The 15,772-nt window shown below is 57.8% G+C and carries 17 protein-coding genes; 11 read left to right on the forward strand and 6 right to left on the reverse strand.

Features of this window, described 5'->3' with window-relative positions:
* The coding region (locus tag BM063_RS15370; protein WP_143085396.1) for a transposase at window positions 1-257 on the reverse strand (257 nt) is incomplete at its 3' end.
* A 222-nt stretch (window positions 258-479) separates the two neighbouring features.
* Complete coding sequence (locus BM063_RS15375) at window positions 480-884, reverse strand: hypothetical protein (protein ID WP_143085397.1); 405 nt, start codon at window positions 882-884, stop codon at window positions 480-482.
* A gap of 83 nt (window positions 885-967) precedes the next feature.
* Here BM063_RS15375 and BM063_RS15380 point away from each other — a divergent pair, with 83 nt between their 5' ends.
* Entirely contained in the window at window positions 968-2,089 is a 1,122-nt protein-coding gene (locus BM063_RS15380; protein ID WP_143085398.1) for a S8 family peptidase, read from the forward strand.
* Between the two features lie 30 nt (window positions 2,090-2,119).
* Here the strand turns inward: BM063_RS15380 and BM063_RS15385 are convergent, their stop codons facing one another.
* The gene (locus tag BM063_RS15385) at window positions 2,120-3,415 is read right to left on the reverse strand and encodes a S8 family peptidase (RefSeq protein ID WP_092041060.1); all 1,296 of its coding nucleotides are present in this window, start codon (window positions 3,413-3,415) and stop codon (window positions 2,120-2,122) included.
* Window positions 3,416-3,579: 164 nt separating this feature from the next.
* Here BM063_RS15385 and BM063_RS15390 point away from each other — a divergent pair, with 164 nt between their 5' ends.
* Entirely contained in the window at window positions 3,580-4,170 is a 591-nt protein-coding gene (locus BM063_RS15390; RefSeq protein WP_092041064.1) for a DUF502 domain-containing protein, read from the forward strand.
* A gap of 41 nt (window positions 4,171-4,211) precedes the next feature.
* Here BM063_RS15390 and BM063_RS15395 read toward each other — a convergent pair whose 3' ends face one another.
* Entirely contained in the window at window positions 4,212-4,394 is a 183-nt protein-coding gene (locus BM063_RS15395) for a gamma-type small acid-soluble spore protein (RefSeq protein WP_092041067.1), read from the reverse strand.
* A gap of 97 nt (window positions 4,395-4,491) precedes the next feature.
* Here BM063_RS15395 and asd point away from each other — a divergent pair, with 97 nt between their 5' ends.
* From asd to BM063_RS15410, 3 genes are all read left to right on the forward strand, one after another.
* Window positions 4,492-5,343: an archaetidylserine decarboxylase gene (asd, locus tag BM063_RS15400; RefSeq protein WP_092041070.1), complete on the forward strand. Its 852-nt coding sequence runs from the start codon at window positions 4,492-4,494 to the stop codon at window positions 5,341-5,343.
* An 11-nt stretch (window positions 5,344-5,354) separates the two neighbouring features.
* Window positions 5,355-5,957: a rhomboid family intramembrane serine protease gene (locus BM063_RS15405; protein ID WP_092041073.1), complete on the forward strand. Its 603-nt coding sequence runs from the start codon at window positions 5,355-5,357 to the stop codon at window positions 5,955-5,957.
* An 84-nt stretch (window positions 5,958-6,041) separates the two neighbouring features.
* Window positions 6,042-7,262, forward strand: coding sequence for an MFS transporter (locus BM063_RS15410; protein WP_177199210.1), 1,221 nt, complete (start codon window positions 6,042-6,044; stop codon window positions 7,260-7,262).
* A gap of 5 nt (window positions 7,263-7,267) precedes the next feature.
* Here BM063_RS15410 and BM063_RS15415 read toward each other — a convergent pair whose 3' ends face one another.
* Complete coding sequence (locus BM063_RS15415; RefSeq protein ID WP_092041078.1) at window positions 7,268-7,606, reverse strand: DUF4870 domain-containing protein; 339 nt, start codon at window positions 7,604-7,606, stop codon at window positions 7,268-7,270.
* A 271-nt stretch (window positions 7,607-7,877) separates the two neighbouring features.
* Entirely contained in the window at window positions 7,878-9,215 is a 1,338-nt protein-coding gene (locus BM063_RS15420; RefSeq protein WP_177199211.1) for a helix-turn-helix domain-containing protein, read from the reverse strand.
* 163 nt (window positions 9,216-9,378) lie between these two features.
* Here BM063_RS15420 and BM063_RS15425 point away from each other — a divergent pair, with 163 nt between their 5' ends.
* The 6 genes from BM063_RS15425 (at window position 9,379) to trxA (ending at window position 15,300) form a co-directional block, all read left to right on the forward strand.
* Window positions 9,379-9,846: a gamma-glutamylcyclotransferase family protein gene (locus BM063_RS15425; protein WP_177199212.1), complete on the forward strand. Its 468-nt coding sequence runs from the start codon at window positions 9,379-9,381 to the stop codon at window positions 9,844-9,846.
* 204 nt (window positions 9,847-10,050) lie between these two features.
* Window positions 10,051-10,995 (forward strand): ABC transporter ATP-binding protein, encoded by a 945-nt coding sequence (locus BM063_RS15430; RefSeq protein WP_092041086.1) that lies wholly within the window; start codon window positions 10,051-10,053, stop codon window positions 10,993-10,995.
* Complete coding sequence (locus tag BM063_RS15435) at window positions 10,995-11,705, forward strand: ABC transporter permease (RefSeq protein WP_092041089.1); 711 nt, start codon at window positions 10,995-10,997, stop codon at window positions 11,703-11,705. Before BM063_RS15430 ends, BM063_RS15435 begins: the two co-directional genes overlap by 1 nt.
* A gap of 39 nt (window positions 11,706-11,744) precedes the next feature.
* Entirely contained in the window at window positions 11,745-13,133 is a 1,389-nt protein-coding gene (locus BM063_RS15440; protein WP_092041093.1) for a GldG family protein, read from the forward strand.
* Entirely contained in the window at window positions 13,112-14,038 is a 927-nt protein-coding gene (locus tag BM063_RS15445) for a DUF4340 domain-containing protein (protein ID WP_143085399.1), read from the forward strand. Before BM063_RS15440 ends, BM063_RS15445 begins: the two co-directional genes overlap by 22 nt.
* 944 nt (window positions 14,039-14,982) lie before the next feature.
* Window positions 14,983-15,300 carry a thioredoxin gene (trxA, locus tag BM063_RS15455; RefSeq protein WP_092041100.1) on the forward strand — a complete coding sequence of 106 codons (318 nt, stop codon included), beginning with the start codon at window positions 14,983-14,985 and terminating at the stop codon, window positions 15,298-15,300.
* Window positions 15,301-15,772 lie beyond the last annotated feature (472 nt).

Consider the following 15,772-nt stretch of genomic DNA (forward strand, 5'->3'; position numbering starts at 1 on the left):
AGGACATCATTCTCCAGTCGCAGCCTTTTGACTTCCCGTTCCAGGTCCTTGTACTCTTTCCGCCTCCCTCTGTGCTCCATTAGCCCAAAATCGCCCTGTTCCCGGTATTTCCGCATCCAGATCTTTAATCGCCCCACATCTTGAATCCCCAGCTCTTCAGCAATCTTTGCCTTGGGAATGCCCTGAAGCCTCATTTCCACTGCCTTCTTTTTCAGTTCAAAGCTATATGTCTTGAATTTCTGTCCTTTTCTTGCCACGAAAATCACCCCTTAAAGTAATTTTCACAGGGGTGTTTTCCTGTGTCTACTTTAAGGGGTGCACTTCAAAAACCGCCGGGTTTTTAATGCCTTCTGCGGAGGCCAAGTTGGCCTCCGCCTTTTTTTTTTGCCCATTGGGTGGATAACGTGTGCATTTTCCCAAGACATACATAACTTGTATCCCGTAAATTGTTTATCTTCTTCGGCGAGTGGCCGGCGGGGTCATTTCCGCCTCTTTTTCGCCATCACTTTCTCCACGATCTGGGTGAAGTTCGGCGCATTGATGATGTCATACAAGCTGTCTCCGTCCCGGGATACCGGGCGGTGCGGCAGGGGGGGATGCCGCGAATTTTTCGCCGAATTGCCGGAGCTTGCCTGTTTGCCGCCCTTCGAATCCCTTTGCCAGTTGTACAGGAAGGAAATGAGGTCGTCCAGCGTTTTCCGGTCCTGGACCATTGAGGACAAATTGTTGAGGGCTTTGATCCAGCGTTCCACTTCGCTGGTGGTCACTGACAGTTGCTGCGCCAACAGGTGCAGCTTTGCGAGCCGATCGGAGATTTTCGGGATTGAGGAGTGATCTTCGCTGCTGCCGACGGTACTCCGTGGAGATCGTTTGTTGGGTGGCAAGTTCACTACCCTCCTTTGGCATGCCGAATCGGTCTCAATATATGCAAACCCAGCCCAAAAAGTGAGGATGGGGAGTGTTCACCATGATGATGCCCTGGTATGATCCCCGACCCTGGATCGGTCGAAAGAAAAAAGTCCGCCGCATTTTTCATCTCAAGGAATCCTGCGATCCCGAGGAAGTCTGTCGGGACCTTTACCGGTTTGGCGGTCGGCCGGTCCGGGTTCTGCGCCATTTGGGGATGGTGATCGGCGAGTTTGTCCACGATGTGGAGATGATCGGCCTTTTGGAGGGGCATCCTTATGTGCAGCATTGGGAACCGGACCTCCGCGTCACCATCACCGAGCCCTATGCCGGAGAAATCTCCGACCGGTCCACCCCGAGCATTCCCTGGGGGGTTCGGCAGGTGGAAGCCAACAGGGTCTGGTCGATGACCCGGGGAAAAGCGGTGAAGGTGGCGGTGATCGACACGGGCATCGACTACGATCACCCGGCGGTGAAGGAAAATTACCGCGGGGGTGTCAACATCTTGTCCCCGCTGCTTTCCCCCTACGACTACAACGGTCACGGAACCCACGTGGCGGGAACGATTGCCGGTTGCGCCGTGGAATCGGGACTGATCGGCGTGGCTCCCCGGGCCTACATTTATGCGGTCAAAGCATTCAATCGAAAAGGAACCGCCAACCTGTCCGATCTGCTCAGCGCCATCAACTGGTGCATCGAGAACAAGATGCAAGTGGTGAACATGAGCTTCGGGATGGAGAAGATGAGCGAATCCCTGAGAAGGGCGATATACAAAGCGTACCGGAAGGGGATCGTGATGTTGGCCGCCGCGGGAAACAAAGGCATCTACGGAAAAGTCGATTTTCCCGCCCGGTATCCGGAAACCATCGCCGTCACCGCGACCGACAAAAGGGGACAAATCGCCGCCTTCAGCAATCACAGCCGGGATGTGGATGTGGCCGCTCCGGGGGAGAAGATCCCCTCGTCGTGGACCAACGGTGGGACGAGGGAAATGAGCGGGACGTCCATGGCCGTCCCTCATGTGGTCGGCACGGTGGCCCTGCTGCTGTATCTGAGGCCGGATCTTACCCCTGAGCAGATTCGCCGGATTTTGACCGCTTCTTCGGTGCCGGTGGCTGGGGCGGGAGTGGGGCGGGTGAATGCATTCCGGTCCGTCCAAATGTTGATGCACGCGCGGATATAAAAAAATGCCGCTGAATAACGGCATTTCAGATCATTCGGCGGACACGGCCCGGAGGGCGTCGACAAGCCCCTTCCCCTGTTCGTTGGGGGAAAATCCGAGATCCCGGGCGGTGGACAGCAATCTTTGCTTGACTTGATCCGGGGTCAGTTCCGGATGGGCGGACAGAATCAGGGCCGCGATCCCCGACACGATCGGTGTGGACATGGAGGTGCCGGACAGGGTGAGGTATTGGGAGCCCGTGCGGTTGTTGGGGCTCATTTTGTCCAGATAGGAACCGGGGACCCGGAGAGAGGTGATATCCACCCCCGGTGCGACCAGATCCGGTTTCTCCACTCCGTCTGCCGTCGGACCCCGGCTGGAAAAGGAGGCGATGGTGTCGTTTCCGGGGTCTGCGGTGTCGTTGTCGTCCGAGGCCCCCACGGTGATGATCCGCGGATGATTCCCGGGGCTGGATATGGTTCCCGGCTCCGGTCCGCTGTTTCCCGCGGCGGCGACGACGGTGATGCCGTGGTTCCAGGCCTCTTCGACGACCCGGCAGACGGGGTCATCCCGCCAGGAACCGCTGGGCGGGCTGCCGAGGGAGAGGGAAATGATCCGGATGTTGTACCGGTCGCGGTTGTCGATGCACCACTTGATCCCGGCAATCACATCGGACAAGTTCCCGGCTCCGGTTTTGTCCAGCACCTTGACGCCCACCAGCCGGGCCCCGGGAGCCGTTCCCCGGTATTTTCCGTCCGAAGCGTATCCGTTCCCGGCGGCGCATCCGGCGACATGGGTGCCATGTCCGTTGTCGTCGTAGGGTTCGGAGAGGCCGCCGACGAAATCCTTAAAGGCGACGATGCGGTTGTCGGGTCGGGTCAGATCGGGATGGGGGTCGATGCCGGTGTCGACCACGGCGATGGTGACCCCTTCCCCCCGGTTTTGCCCCTCCCACACCTGGGGCGCCCGGGTTGCGGGAGCCGCCGTGTCCAAAAGGGCGTACACTTTTCGATCCAGGTAAATTTTGCTCACTTCCGGACGCTCCATCAGTTCCCTGATTTGTCGCAGGGAAAGCCGGCAGGAGTACAGGCCGAGGTTGTCAAACACCCGCCTGACCGGAAATTCGAGGGCGTGATGTTCCGCGGCCGCGATCCCGGTCTTGCGGGAGGCATCCAATTGGATGAGAACCGGGACGCGGGTCAGGTTTTCCATCACACCGAGAGCGGTCCGGTGCAGAAAACAGGGAATCCATCGCAGCAGGTGAAGCCGGCGGATCAGATCGTTGCGCAGGGCGGAATCCATGCGCCGGCCATGCACGCGCAGCCAGTGATGTCTGGTCTGGTTCATTCATTCACCCACTTAAAAGGTTTTGATATGTTCATAGAATATTTCCGAGCGGTCCGAAGGGGAACGATATCCGTCCAATTCTTGAAAAATCGGGCCTTCGTCCCTTCTTTTCTGTGCTAAACTAATACCAGGGATGCGGCAAATTTTTTGAAGGAGGTGAAACGGTGCAGGCTTCGGGGATTTTTCGTCGACTGACCCTGATGTTTACCAGCGGGCTCTTGGTCATATTGCCCCTGGCCGGAACCGTTTATCTGCTTCGCTACGTATACCTGCTGGTCAACGGATGGGGTCTTGCCTTGCTTCCGGAGAACCTGCGCTTTCCCGGGCTCGGCTTGTTGGTCGTGGTGGGACTCGTTCTGCTCATCGGTTTTTTGGCCCGGATCTGGTTGACCCGGAAGGTGTTTGACTCAATCGACCGCTTGATTCACCGGCTTCCCTTCATCAAAGGCGTTTACGGGACCCTGAAGGATACCATCCACTCCCTGTTCGGCGAGAAAAAATCCTTCGACACGGTGGTCTTTGTCCCGGTGGCCGGCACCAGGCGAATCGGTTTTCTGACGGTGAAGGAACCCTGTTTCAGAACTGCGGACGGCAAGGAATACGTGGGGGTTTATCTTCCACAGAGCATGCAGTTTGCCGGGGACCTGCATTGGTTTGAGCGCAGGGAGATCGAAGTGCTGGATCTTTCCGTGGAGGAAGCGATGCGGATCATCCTGTCCGCCGGGGTCTCCAAAGGAACCCCGAAAAACGAATGACCCATCCCGGAAAACTGGGATGGGCTTCATGGATATATCGGTTATTGTTGGTTTTGTTGTTTGCGAGCTTCGGCTTGTTGGTTTTGCTGGCGAACCTGTTGCGCATCCGTCTCGGCAGCGAACTCATTTTGAAATTGTTGTTGTTGCTGCTGAGCCGACTGCCGATTTTTTTGGCGGACCTGCTGGGCATCGGTTTGGGCCGGTCCTTTGGGTTGGAAAGCCATTTTTTTATCACCTCCGATACGTATTGTGCCCAGGAAAATATGATTCACTCGTCGAGTTCCATTCTAATTTGTTCTAGGGAGGGTTTTTGAAGGAAAAATGAAGGACCGTTTCCTCTTGTCCCTTTTTTATCTTGTTCCCAAACATGCCCTGTCCAGAGCGGTGGGACGCTGGGCCCGCACTCCGATCAGCCGGTTGGCGATTCCCCTTTTTATCCGCCGGTACCGAATCAATCTGGAGGAAGCGGAAAAGCCGTGGAAGGATTATCCAAACCTGCTGGAGTTTTTCACGAGGAAACTGAAGCCGGAAGTCCGTCCCGTGGATCCTTCTCCCGACACGGGCATCAGTCCCGTCGACGGGGTGATTTCCCAACTGGGGGAGATCAACGAAGGCACCCTGATTCAGTCTAAGGGCATCACCTATCGCGTTGAGGAGCTTCTGGGAGGAGACATCGAACAGGCGGCTGCGTTCGAGGGCGGAAAATTTGTCACCATTTACCTCAGTCCGCGGGATTACCACCGGATTCACGCTCCGGCCGGCGGAGAAGTGATCCAGGTGTCATACATACCGGGGCAGCTGTTCCCGGTCAACGAGTTCGGGGTGCGGGCCATCCCCCGTCTGTTCGTGCGAAATGAGCGCCTGATCACCTATCTGCGCACCTCCCTGGGGAGGATCGCCGTGGTCAAAGTGGGGGCGACCAACGTGGGAAGCATCCGCCTCCATTTTGATCCGGAAGTGTCCACCCGTTCCGCCGGGGGAAGCCTCAAAAAGGTGTATGAACCGCCGCTTGCTTTGTCCAAGGGGCAGGAGATGGGGCGGTTTGAATTCGGCTCGACGGTGATCCTTCTGTTTGAACCGGGAAAAGTGGATTGGACCTCCGATTGGGTGCCGGGAACAGCTTTGAAAATGGGTCAGCCGATCGTCCGGGGCGTCGGATCGGCCGAACACTGAGGAGGGGTCTTATGTTCAGCCACACACACATCCCCTTTCGCCAATTTCCCCGTCTGTTTCCTGTGGTGACCGTCCTTTTTTCGGTGCAAGCGGTTTTCTTTTTGGTCATGACCTTGCTGGGCGGGACGCAGTACATACCGAATCTGATCCGCTTCGGGGCTTTGGAACCGCATCTGGTCAGCACCGGGGAGTGGTGGCGGCTGGTGGTGCCGATCTTCATCCACATCGGCCTTTTTCACTTCCTGTTCAACAGCTTCGCCCTGTATCTGTTCGGTCCCCAGCTGGAATGGCTCTTCGGCCGGATCTCCTTTTTGTTTTTGTATTTGTTCTCGGGCTTTGTCGGAAACCTTTTGACTTACTGGTTCATGACCTGGTCCGGTCAAAGCGGGGTGAGCGCCGGGGCGTCGGGATCGATCTACGGTCTGATGGGGGTTTATCTTTATCTCATCATCCGGCGCGCCATCGAGCCGGAAGTGAGCAAGGGATTGCTTGCCATGATCGGGATCAGCGTTCTCATCAGCATTCTGGATCCGCGGATCAATCTGATCGCCCATCTGGGGGGGCTGGTCACCGGATTTCTTCTCACGGGGATTCTCCTTCGGCTGAAACCGTGAAGTCGGGGGGCTTTCGGGGGTTGGCACGAAACGGGGCTGTTAAGATGAGACCGGTTGGTTATGCTAACCCGTGGTGAGGCGTTTATGGAGTTGAATGAAGGCCGGAGGCGATTGGACAGAGAAGCGTGGCTTCTCCTGCTGATCAGCGGGCTCTTCGCCGCAGCCACCGCTTTGTCCAACACCTTTGTCAATGTGTATCTGTGGAAGATCAACGGCCGGTTTGCGCTGATCGGATGGTTTAATCTGGTCAGTTACGTGGCGATGGCCGCGGCGTTTGTGGCGGCCGGACGGCTGGCCAAGCGGGTGGATCGGGTGGTGGTGGTCCGGTTGGGGGTGGCCCTACAGGCGGTCTTTTACCTGTCCGTGTTGATATTGGGGCGCGAAAGCGCCGGGCATGTGACCCTGCTGGGCGCCTTTATGGGAATCGGGGCGGGATTTTTTTGGCTGGCGTTCAACCTTTTGTATTTCGAGATCACCGAGCGGGACAACCGGGACGTTTTCAACGGCGTGAACGGCCTTCTGATCTCGGCGGCGGGGATTGTCGCCCCGATGTTGTCGGGCTGGATCATCAAGCGACTGGATCAACTGACGGGGTATCGGATCATTTTCAGCCTTTCGCTGGGAACTTTTTTGTTGGCGGTGCTCATCAGCTTTTTTTTGAAACGGCGGCGCGCCGCGGGGCGATTCCGGCTCGCGGACATTTTGAGGCTGGGGGTTCGCCGGGGAAGCCGTTGGCATTGGGTCAGCCTGGCCATGATCGCCCAGGGGGCCCGGGAAGGCGTTTTCGCTTTTCTCATCGGCCTTCTCGTCTATATCGCCGCCAAGGACGAGTGGGTGCTGGGCACCTTTTTGGCGGTCTCCTCCCTGGTCTCCCTGGTGACTTACTATTTGGCGGGCCGGTTGATGCGGCCCGGCTGGCGGGACGAGTGCATCCTGGTGGGCGCCTTGATGGCGGGGGTGGCGGGCTTGCCCATCCTCTGGGAACTGAACACCTGGACACTGTTCATCCTGGGGGTGGGGGCCGCCCTGTTCTCCCCCCTGTACCTCGTTCCCCTCACTTCGACGGCGTTTGATGTGATCGGGGAGAGCCAAAAGACCGCCCGTTTCCGGGTGGAGTTCGTGGTCTGTCGGGAATTGTTCCTAAGTGCGGGAAGAGTGCTCAGCCTCCTCCTTTTTCTCTGGTGGGTGGAGCGGGCTCCCTCTCCGGAGCAGCTTCGCTGGCTTGTACTGGCCGTCGGTTTTGCCCCGGTTTTCGCTTGGCTGGCGATCCGGCATGTGCCTCTTCCCGAAGGAAAGGGGCGGTAGATCCCTTACAATTTTTTTGCCCATTGGCTGGTGATGGGGTAATGATATTCCCAGCCGGAGAAGGCCCGAATCACGCCGATGACGGTGGTGACGGCGTAGAAGAGAAAGGCGATCACGATAAGCAGGAATCCGATCAGGATGATGAAGAGCAGTTTGCACACAAATATCACGGCGATCATGAAAAGATGAAAGACGAGGGCTTCTCTGGCATGGCTGCGCACAAAGTGGGAATCCCTGCTCAACAGAAGAATGATCAGGGGGAGAAGGACGGGAAAGAAAAGGGCGCTGGCGTGGCAGAGAGCGGCCAGCAGCTTTTCCTCACCGGAAGGGGCGAGTGCATTCATAGGGCAAGACTCCTTTCGTGAATTTCCTATATTTTATGCCGTTTTCGCCTTTGCCGGCAAAGGCGCGGACCACAAAAAAAGACCAGGGAAAACCCTGGAGGGCTTATACCAAGGATTTGGAAGCTGAAGGAAATCTCTATCCCAACCCTTGTCCGCGGCGGCAGAGCACCGCTAGATGTGGACGGGATCCCCGTTGGTTGCGACGGAAGCTGTCTCTCCTGCCGCTTTGGGCGCAGGGACAAGGGCCGCCCGCACGAGAGCCATCACCGGGTTACTCGATGTCTTCATACCCCATCCCCTTTGGTTGCGTAAGTTCCACCTGTACTTCATACATCTTTTCCACGTACTGGCGAAATTCCTGCTCGTTGGTGTGTTCGGCGCATTGGGCGAGGCGGAAGAGGGCTGCGTATTCCCGTTTTTTGTTCCGCAGTTTGCGAGCCAGTTGCAGCGCCTGCTGATAATAGGGAACGGCCTTGCTTTCATCTCCCTCGGCCCGGTGGCAATCCCCGGACACCAGATAGGCCAGGGAGAGTCTCCGCAGATCGTTGGTGCGTTCTCCCGTCTTCCGGGCTTCGCTCATGGCCTTGTGGGCTTCCTCCCATTTCTGCTGATTCATGTACAAAATCCCGAGCTTGGTGTAGACGGTCGTGAGGCCGTTGGGGTAGAGCATGTTTTCACTGACGGAGAGGGCGGTTTTCAGGGCGATTTCCGCCTTGTTCCACTTTTTCATATTGAGATAGACGCTGCCCAAGGCCGTCCACAGGTGGAACAGACGGCTGGTCTGTCTGTTGATCCGGCCGATTTCGATGCCTTCCTCCGCGTATTTGATGGCATCCTCATACATCCCGGAGCGCCGCAGCAGGACGGACCGGAGCTCGTACAGATTGAGCACCGTTTCAATGCTGGGAATTTCGGGAATGGTATCCCAAAGGTCCTCGACAACCCGGAGCGCTTCCGGCACCCGGTCCAGGTGCTCCAGGTAGAGGGCTTTGTTTCCCAGAAGGACCGATTTGAAATAGCGGCGTTCCCCGTCCTCCACGAAGGTCTCAAGCCCTTTTTCCACCAGTTCGAGGGCTTTTTCCACGTTGTTGTTGAAGTAACTGATGATGCTCAGCTCGTTGTAGCTGCCTGCGGCGATGTTGCTGCTTTTGACCTGGGGGTTTTGGTTGGCGATGCGGATGGCGTTCAGCAGTTCCCGTTCCGCCCTCCGCCATTTGCGCTTTTTCACCTGGCTTTTCCCCTTGAGCAGACTGATGAAGGCGGCGAAGGGGTGGTCATCCGGGACGGAAAACGATTTCAGTTCGTCGATGGCCTGGTCCACGTTGCCGCAATCGATCATCGATTCGATGGAGACCAGCCGGAGCTTCATCGTCTCCATCTCTTCCTGTTTATCGGTGATCAATTCGGGAAGCCGCTCCGGGTCCAGATCCAATTTGTTCAGCAGGTAGCGGATTTTGTCCACGTGGACGTGGGGAATCCCCCGTTCGATGTTGCTGATGGTGGCCGGGGAAATGTTTTCGTCGGCCAGATCTTCAAGCCGCAGACCGCGTTCCTTGCGAATTTTTCGAATCAATTCGCCTGTCTGCGCCAAATCCAAGGTATTCATCATGATTCCCACTCCTTTGGGAGTATTTTCCATAATCAACCCCATTAAAGGATCTTAATAGGGATCTTTCCCAAATTCATCATACTATATTTTTATGTTGAAGAAAAACGGAAGGTTTTTCTAATATGCATTAAACTTATCAAAAGGGAAAAGGATGGAAAAAGACGTGCGTTACTTTGCTTACGGCTCCTGCATGGATGAGGAGAGCTTTCGTTCTACCGTCGGAGAGAAAAATTATGAAGTGCTGGGAAGGGCCATCCTGCCCGGATACCGTCTGGCCTTCACCCTGTGGAGCGACAAATGGCAGGGGGGTGTGGCCGACGTGATCCCTTCGCCGCGGGACCAGGTGGAGGGCGTTTTGTACAAACTGCATCCCTCGGCGCTGGCTGCCCTGGATCGGCGGGAGGGGGTTTTTCTCGGCCGATATCGCCGGATGGAGGTGGACGTGGTATGGAAGGGTGAGCGGATCCGGGCGATGACATACAGCGTCGTCCGCAAGGCGCCCGGGGAGATCGCCCCCAGCCCGTCGTACCGCCGGGCCATTTTAAACGGAGCGGACCGTTTTCTCGGTCCCGCCTATCGCGAGAAATTGCTCCGCCTGTGGCGGGAGCGGTTTGGAATTCCCCCCGGTTGATGCAGGCGGTTTATTTGAAGGACGGGCTTTCCCAGGAAAAGGTTGCACGAGGTTCTTAAAAATTTTCCCGTCCCGTTGGAGACGGGGAAGCCTCCTTCCTCCCTTGTCCCTGGACTGCTGCATCATTACAATATTTTTTGGATGAGTCAACCGGATTTCCTGATGAAACCCGGTTTTTGATTTTTCTGATGTGGGGGGATCCAGTTGCTGGATGTGGATCACGTATCCAAAAGGTACGCCAACCGGCGTGGAGTGGAGAATATCCATTTTTCCATGGCCCGGGGCGAGATCGTGGGTTTTCTCGGCCCCAATGGCGCCGGCAAGACGACGACGATGCGCATGATCACCGGGTATCTGATGCCGACCGAAGGGGAAGTGCGCGTCGACGGCATTTCCATGTCCGAACATTCGGGAAAGGCCAAGCGAAAGATCGGGTATCTCCCGGAAACGCCGCCCCTCTACCCGGACATGACGGTGCTCGGTTATCTCCAATTGATCGCCGACCTCCGCGAAATTCCCGTACGGGAGCAAAAGCGCCGGATCGGTGAAACGATGGAACGGGTGGGGATTCAGGAAAAGGCCAACCAACTGATCCGCGGCCTGTCCAAGGGATACAGGCAGCGGGTGGGATTGGCCCAGGCGATTCTTCATGAGCCGGATCTTTTGGTCCTGGACGAGCCCACTTCGGGATTGGATCCCAACCAGATCCGCGAGATCCGGGGATTGATCCGGGAACTCGGCGAGAAACACACGGTCCTGCTGAGCACTCACATCCTTCCGGAAGTGGAGATGATCTGCAACCGTGTCCTGATCATCCATCAGGGGCGCCTCATCGAGGACGACACGCCGGAAAACCTGTCGCGCCGGATGAATGAAGGCGTCACTCTGGCGGTGAAGGTCAAGGGGCCCCGGGATCAGGTGGAGGCCCGAATCCGGGCGATCGATCGGGTGGACCGGGTGGAAACGGCGGGAGAGGCCGACGGAACCGTCGAGTTTCGGGTGAAGGCGAAAGGGGACGCGGACATTCGCGAAGCGCTCTTTTTCGCCATGGCCGAGGCCCGGTGGCCCATATTGGAGATGCGGAGTCAAAATCTCTCCCTGGAAGAGGTCTTCCGCAAGCTGACGACCACCGAGCGGGGGGATGCGTGATGCGCAAGGTTCTGGCCCTCTACAAAAAGGAAATGGGACAGTATTTGGTGACGCCCACCTCCTATGTCGCCTTTGCCTTCTTCTTTGTCGTGATGGGCTACCTGTTTTCCACTGCCTTCCTCGGAACGCAGGTGGTGCGGGAGGAGTACGTGTATCAGTCGGCCTCCTTTCTTTTCCTGTTCATCACGCCGCTGCTTTCGATGCGCCTGGTATCCGAGGAACTGCGGCACGGGACGGACGAGTTGTTGTTCACTTCCCCCTTGACGGTGTTTCACATCGTGATCGGAAAATATCTGGCTGCCGTGACCGTGGTGCTGTTGATTCTCGCCATCAGCCTGATCTATCCGTGGATTCTCTCCCGGTACGGGGATCTGGATTGGGGACTTTTGGCCGCCGCATATTTGGGCCTGTTTCTGCTCGCGTCGTCGATGATGGCCGTCGGCCTGTTCGCCTCCAGCCTGAGCGCACATCAAATGGTTTCCGGAATCGTCGCCTTCGCTCTGCTGCTGGGGCTCTGGATTCTGGAAGCGGCCGGCGACGCCTTCTACGGGGTGTCCCGGGAGGTGCTCACTTCCTTTTCCATGCTTCACCACCTGGAGGATTTTGAAAAGGGAATCGTCGATGTTTCCCATGTTCTCTATTATCTCGCACTGATCCTGCTGTTTTTGGGATTGGCCGTCCAGTCCCTGGAAAAGCGCCGCTGGCGATAGACGGGGGGATGAGACCGTGTCTGGAGCGGAGGTGGTTGAATGAACAAGGGATGGAAGGTGGTCAATTCGGGAATATTCATCGCCGCCCTGATCGGCATTTTTGTCCTGATCGTTCTCATTTCCGGAAAGGCTCCCTGGCGATGGGATTGGACGCAGACGGGAGTCAACCGCCTGTCGGACCAGACGAAGGAGACCCTGAAGGGGCTGAAGGAGACGGTTCGGGTTTATGCCTTCACGGACGGAAGCGATACCGGCAGGCAGGTGGAACAACTCCTGAGAGCCTACCAGAAGGAGACGGACAAGTTGGACGTGCGGCTGGTCGATCCCGTCAAGGAGCCCTCCCTGGCCGAGAAATACCAGGTGCAGGAGTACAATACCGTCGTCTTTGTCAAGGGAGAAAAGGAGGAGGTCGTTTCCCCCTGGGATCTGGTGGTGCCGGGGGCGACACAGGCCTCCTACGGCTTCCGGGGAGAAGAGCAGTTCACCCAGGCCATCCGCAACCTGACCGCCTCCCGAAAGCCCGTCATCTACTTGTTGCAGGGGCATGGGGAAGTATCCGGATCGGAGGCGGCCGCCCTGCGCTCCTATCTGACCGGAGAGGGCAACCAGGTGAAGGAGCTGAACCTGATTCGGGAAACCCGTGTCCCGAAGGATGCGGACGTTCTGGTGATCGCCGGGCCCACCTCTGATCTGACGGACCAGGAGACCAAAATGATCAACCAGTACCTGGACGGCGGCGGGAAGGTGCTGGTCGCCCTCTCACCCGAAAAGGGGATGACGAAATGGAAAAACCTGTCCTCTCTCCTGAAGGAGCTGGGGATCCGGGCCGCCGGCGATCTGGTCGTCGATCCGGAGCGGGCCTATTTCGGCGATCCCCTGACGCCGGTGCCCCAGTATGCGGGTCACGACATCACTTCGGAGCTGATGGAGAGAGACATGGTGACGGTGCTTCCCCGGGCGACCAGCCTGATGCCGGTCAAGGGGTCGGAGGAGAACCTGGAGAAGCTGCTGGAGACGTCCCGGGAGGCCTTCGGCGAAACGTCCTGGGCGGCGAAGGACGCCAAGGTGGAAAGGGGAGAAGAGGACCGGGCGGGTCCGCTGACTCTTGCCTACGCGGTGACGGCGAAGGAGGGCGAGGGGAAGGAGGAGGACGCCTCAGCGCCCCGGGCGGTGGTGATCGGAAGCTCGGCCATGTTTGCGGGCAATGCCTTCTCCCTGCAGGGAAACCGCGATTTCATCCTGAACGCCGTCGGATGGCTGCAGGGGGATGAGGCCAAGGTGACCATCCGACCCGTGGAGCGCCCCCTGCGCCAGACATATGTGCCGGCCGGTGAAGCCCTCACGATATTCCTGGGAACCGTCGTGCTTTTGCCGGTCATCTTCCTGGTCACCGGGGGAGTGATCTGGTGGAGGAGGAGAAGGGCATGAAGCGCTGGCTTCCCACGGGAATTGCCGTCCTCGTGTTGGCGGGGTTGTGGCTGATTTATTCCGGACCGGGCGGACCCGATGCGGAAAAGGATCAGGAGGAGCCGTTGTTTCCCGGCGTCCGCGCTCAGGACGTGAGCCAACTTGTCCTGCGGGAGAAGGGGAAAGTCTCCCTTGAGCTCAAGAAGACCGGGGATGGCTGGGAATTTGTCCGGCCCCGTCCCCTTCCCGTGGACCGGGAGGCGGTCGATGCCTGGGTTTCGTCCTTTGTCGATCTGAAAAACGCGGAACCGGTGGAGAAAGAGCGTCCGGACGATGTGGCCCCCTTCGGCCTGAAGGACCCGGAGCTGAGTTTGACCGCTGTCCTGAAGGACGGGAAAACGCTTCGCCTGGATGTGGGGAGCCAAATCCCGGTGGAGGGAGGCAACTATGTGACCACCGGGGACCAGGCCCCCGTGCTGAAGCTGGATGCGATGCAGGCGGAGGGATTGCGCAAGCGCGCCCTCGATCTGATGGAAAAACGGCCCGTTCCCCTGGATTCTGAAAAGGTGACGGCAGTCCGGGCCGAATGGAAAGGGGAGAAACTGTCGGCCGAAAAAAAGGGGGATCAGTGGAAGCTGACGGCGGGGAAAAACCGCTTTGATCCGGAGCGGATCGCGGGCTGGCTGGATCATCTCACCTACCTCCAGACCGAAGAACTGGCGGTGGAAGGAAAGTCTTTGGCGAAAAAGGAGCCGGTGTTGTCCCTCACCGTCAAATGGAAGGGGAAGGAACGCACCTATGTCGGAATCCGGCACAAGGATCGGATCTGGATCATGGAGCGGGGGGGAAAGTGGGCCTGGTCCTTCGAGGAGAAGCGGATCGGGGAATGGATGCGGCAGGTGGAAAAGGAGCCGAAGGAGGAGTAGCCATATTAAAGATGAGAGAAACGTTGCCCGGCGCCTGATTCATGGCGGACCGGGCATTTCTCTTTATCGCGGGCCAATCCATGCCCCCTTGGGGATGGGCGGTGTTGGCGCATCGGGGAACGCCTCATTACAGATGGGGATGCTGGCCGATCATCTTGGGAACCGACATCAGCATCTGGGTTCCAACCTGGTGGCGTTGAAAAAGTCTGCGGGCAATGCTTTGACATTTGATTTGCCACGGCTTTTGACGCGCATTTCGATGGCTATCTTCCCCCAAGGGGGCGAAATCCCCCATGCGATCTCTACCGGAATCCACGTTTGTTATTGGGCACTGCCATGTGGCGATCGTTTCGCTGACGGCTGTATGGGATGCGGGCAACCAGGCGACCATTCCCGCAAGAGGTTTCCCTCCGAGGATTTGTCCTTCCCCCGCCTGAGGCATCCGGTCGAGGGCGGGCATCTCCCGTAGCCGACCCTTCCTCGTCTTGCCGTAAAACCAGCGCATTGTACAGGTCTTTTGCGCATCGGATGAGAACAAGTTGATTCTAGATTCGCAGGCTTCGTCCATGTACCTCGCCGCGCCGCCGAAGTCGATTCCATCGATCTATTTCTCGGCTTGGGATGCCCAAAACATGGACATGAAACATGCCGCCATTTTGATCCCCTTTTTCGGGGCCATCTCGGTCAACCGGGGCAGGGTGGACATATTTTCACTGATATCGGATCGGGCCAATCCTTCGGCAAACAAAGTCGGTGCTCCGTCTATTGACCCTCGAGATCGCAAAATACAGCTTGGGGCGGACAACCGATCATGCGTGAAGGGGCCGCCTTTTTTCCCGGCGCCCGGTTTCTGTCGTTTTTTTGGCTAACACCGGGCATGCTTGCTTTTTGTCAACCGTTCCGCTAATATACCTATAGGGGTATGTTGGAAAGGGGGTTTGATCATGGCCGTGGTAAACGTGACCGATCAGGATTTTGATCAGACGATCCGGCAGCCAAAACCGGTGCTGGTCGATTTCTGGGCTCCCTGGTGCGGGCCCTGCCGGATGCTTGCCCCCGTGCTGGAGGAGTTGGCGGAGGAGATGGGCGACGGCGTCACCATCGCCAAGTTGAATGTGGATGAGAATCCCCACACCGCAAGCCGGCACGGGGTCATGACGATCCCCACCCTGAAACTGTTCCGGGGAGGCCTGGAGCTGGGCACGATGGTCGGCTATCAGCCGAAGGATCGCCTGAAATCGTGGATCGAATCCTACACCTGACGCGACCGAAGCGGCGGCATTTCCGCCGCTTTTCCGCTTCAGGAAAAGGAAAAGCGGTTTCCGCCGAATCTTCGGTCCCTAGCCAAACGAGAAACCCGTCCTCTTCCTTCGCGGAGGGATTCTGAGGAAACGATTTTCGGACTGCGGTCGATCTGACCGAAGAAGGAACACCGGTCCATTGCCTTTGATCGTCCGGGGCATGGCTACAGTGAACGGCCGAAAAGCGAAAGGATGACACCCCGGGTTCAGTCCCGCCTGATAGGCGGCGCTCTCCGGCGGTTGGCGTCCGAAAACCGGTGGTCATTCTTGGAGCGGAGCGATGGGTGTATGCCCTCGACTCAGTTTCCGGAGCTGTGCCGGCGCCGTGTACAAAGAAGGTGATCCGGCGGAAAAGGGGGATTGGATCTCCAAGCGGGTCGCCATCCCGGTGATCGGAGATCTGCTTCTGCATGCGATGCTCCGAAGTCCCTTG

It is taken from the genome of Planifilum fulgidum, from assembly GCF_900113175.1.
Taxonomy (GTDB): domain Bacteria; phylum Bacillota; class Bacilli; order Thermoactinomycetales; family DSM-44946; genus Planifilum; species Planifilum fulgidum.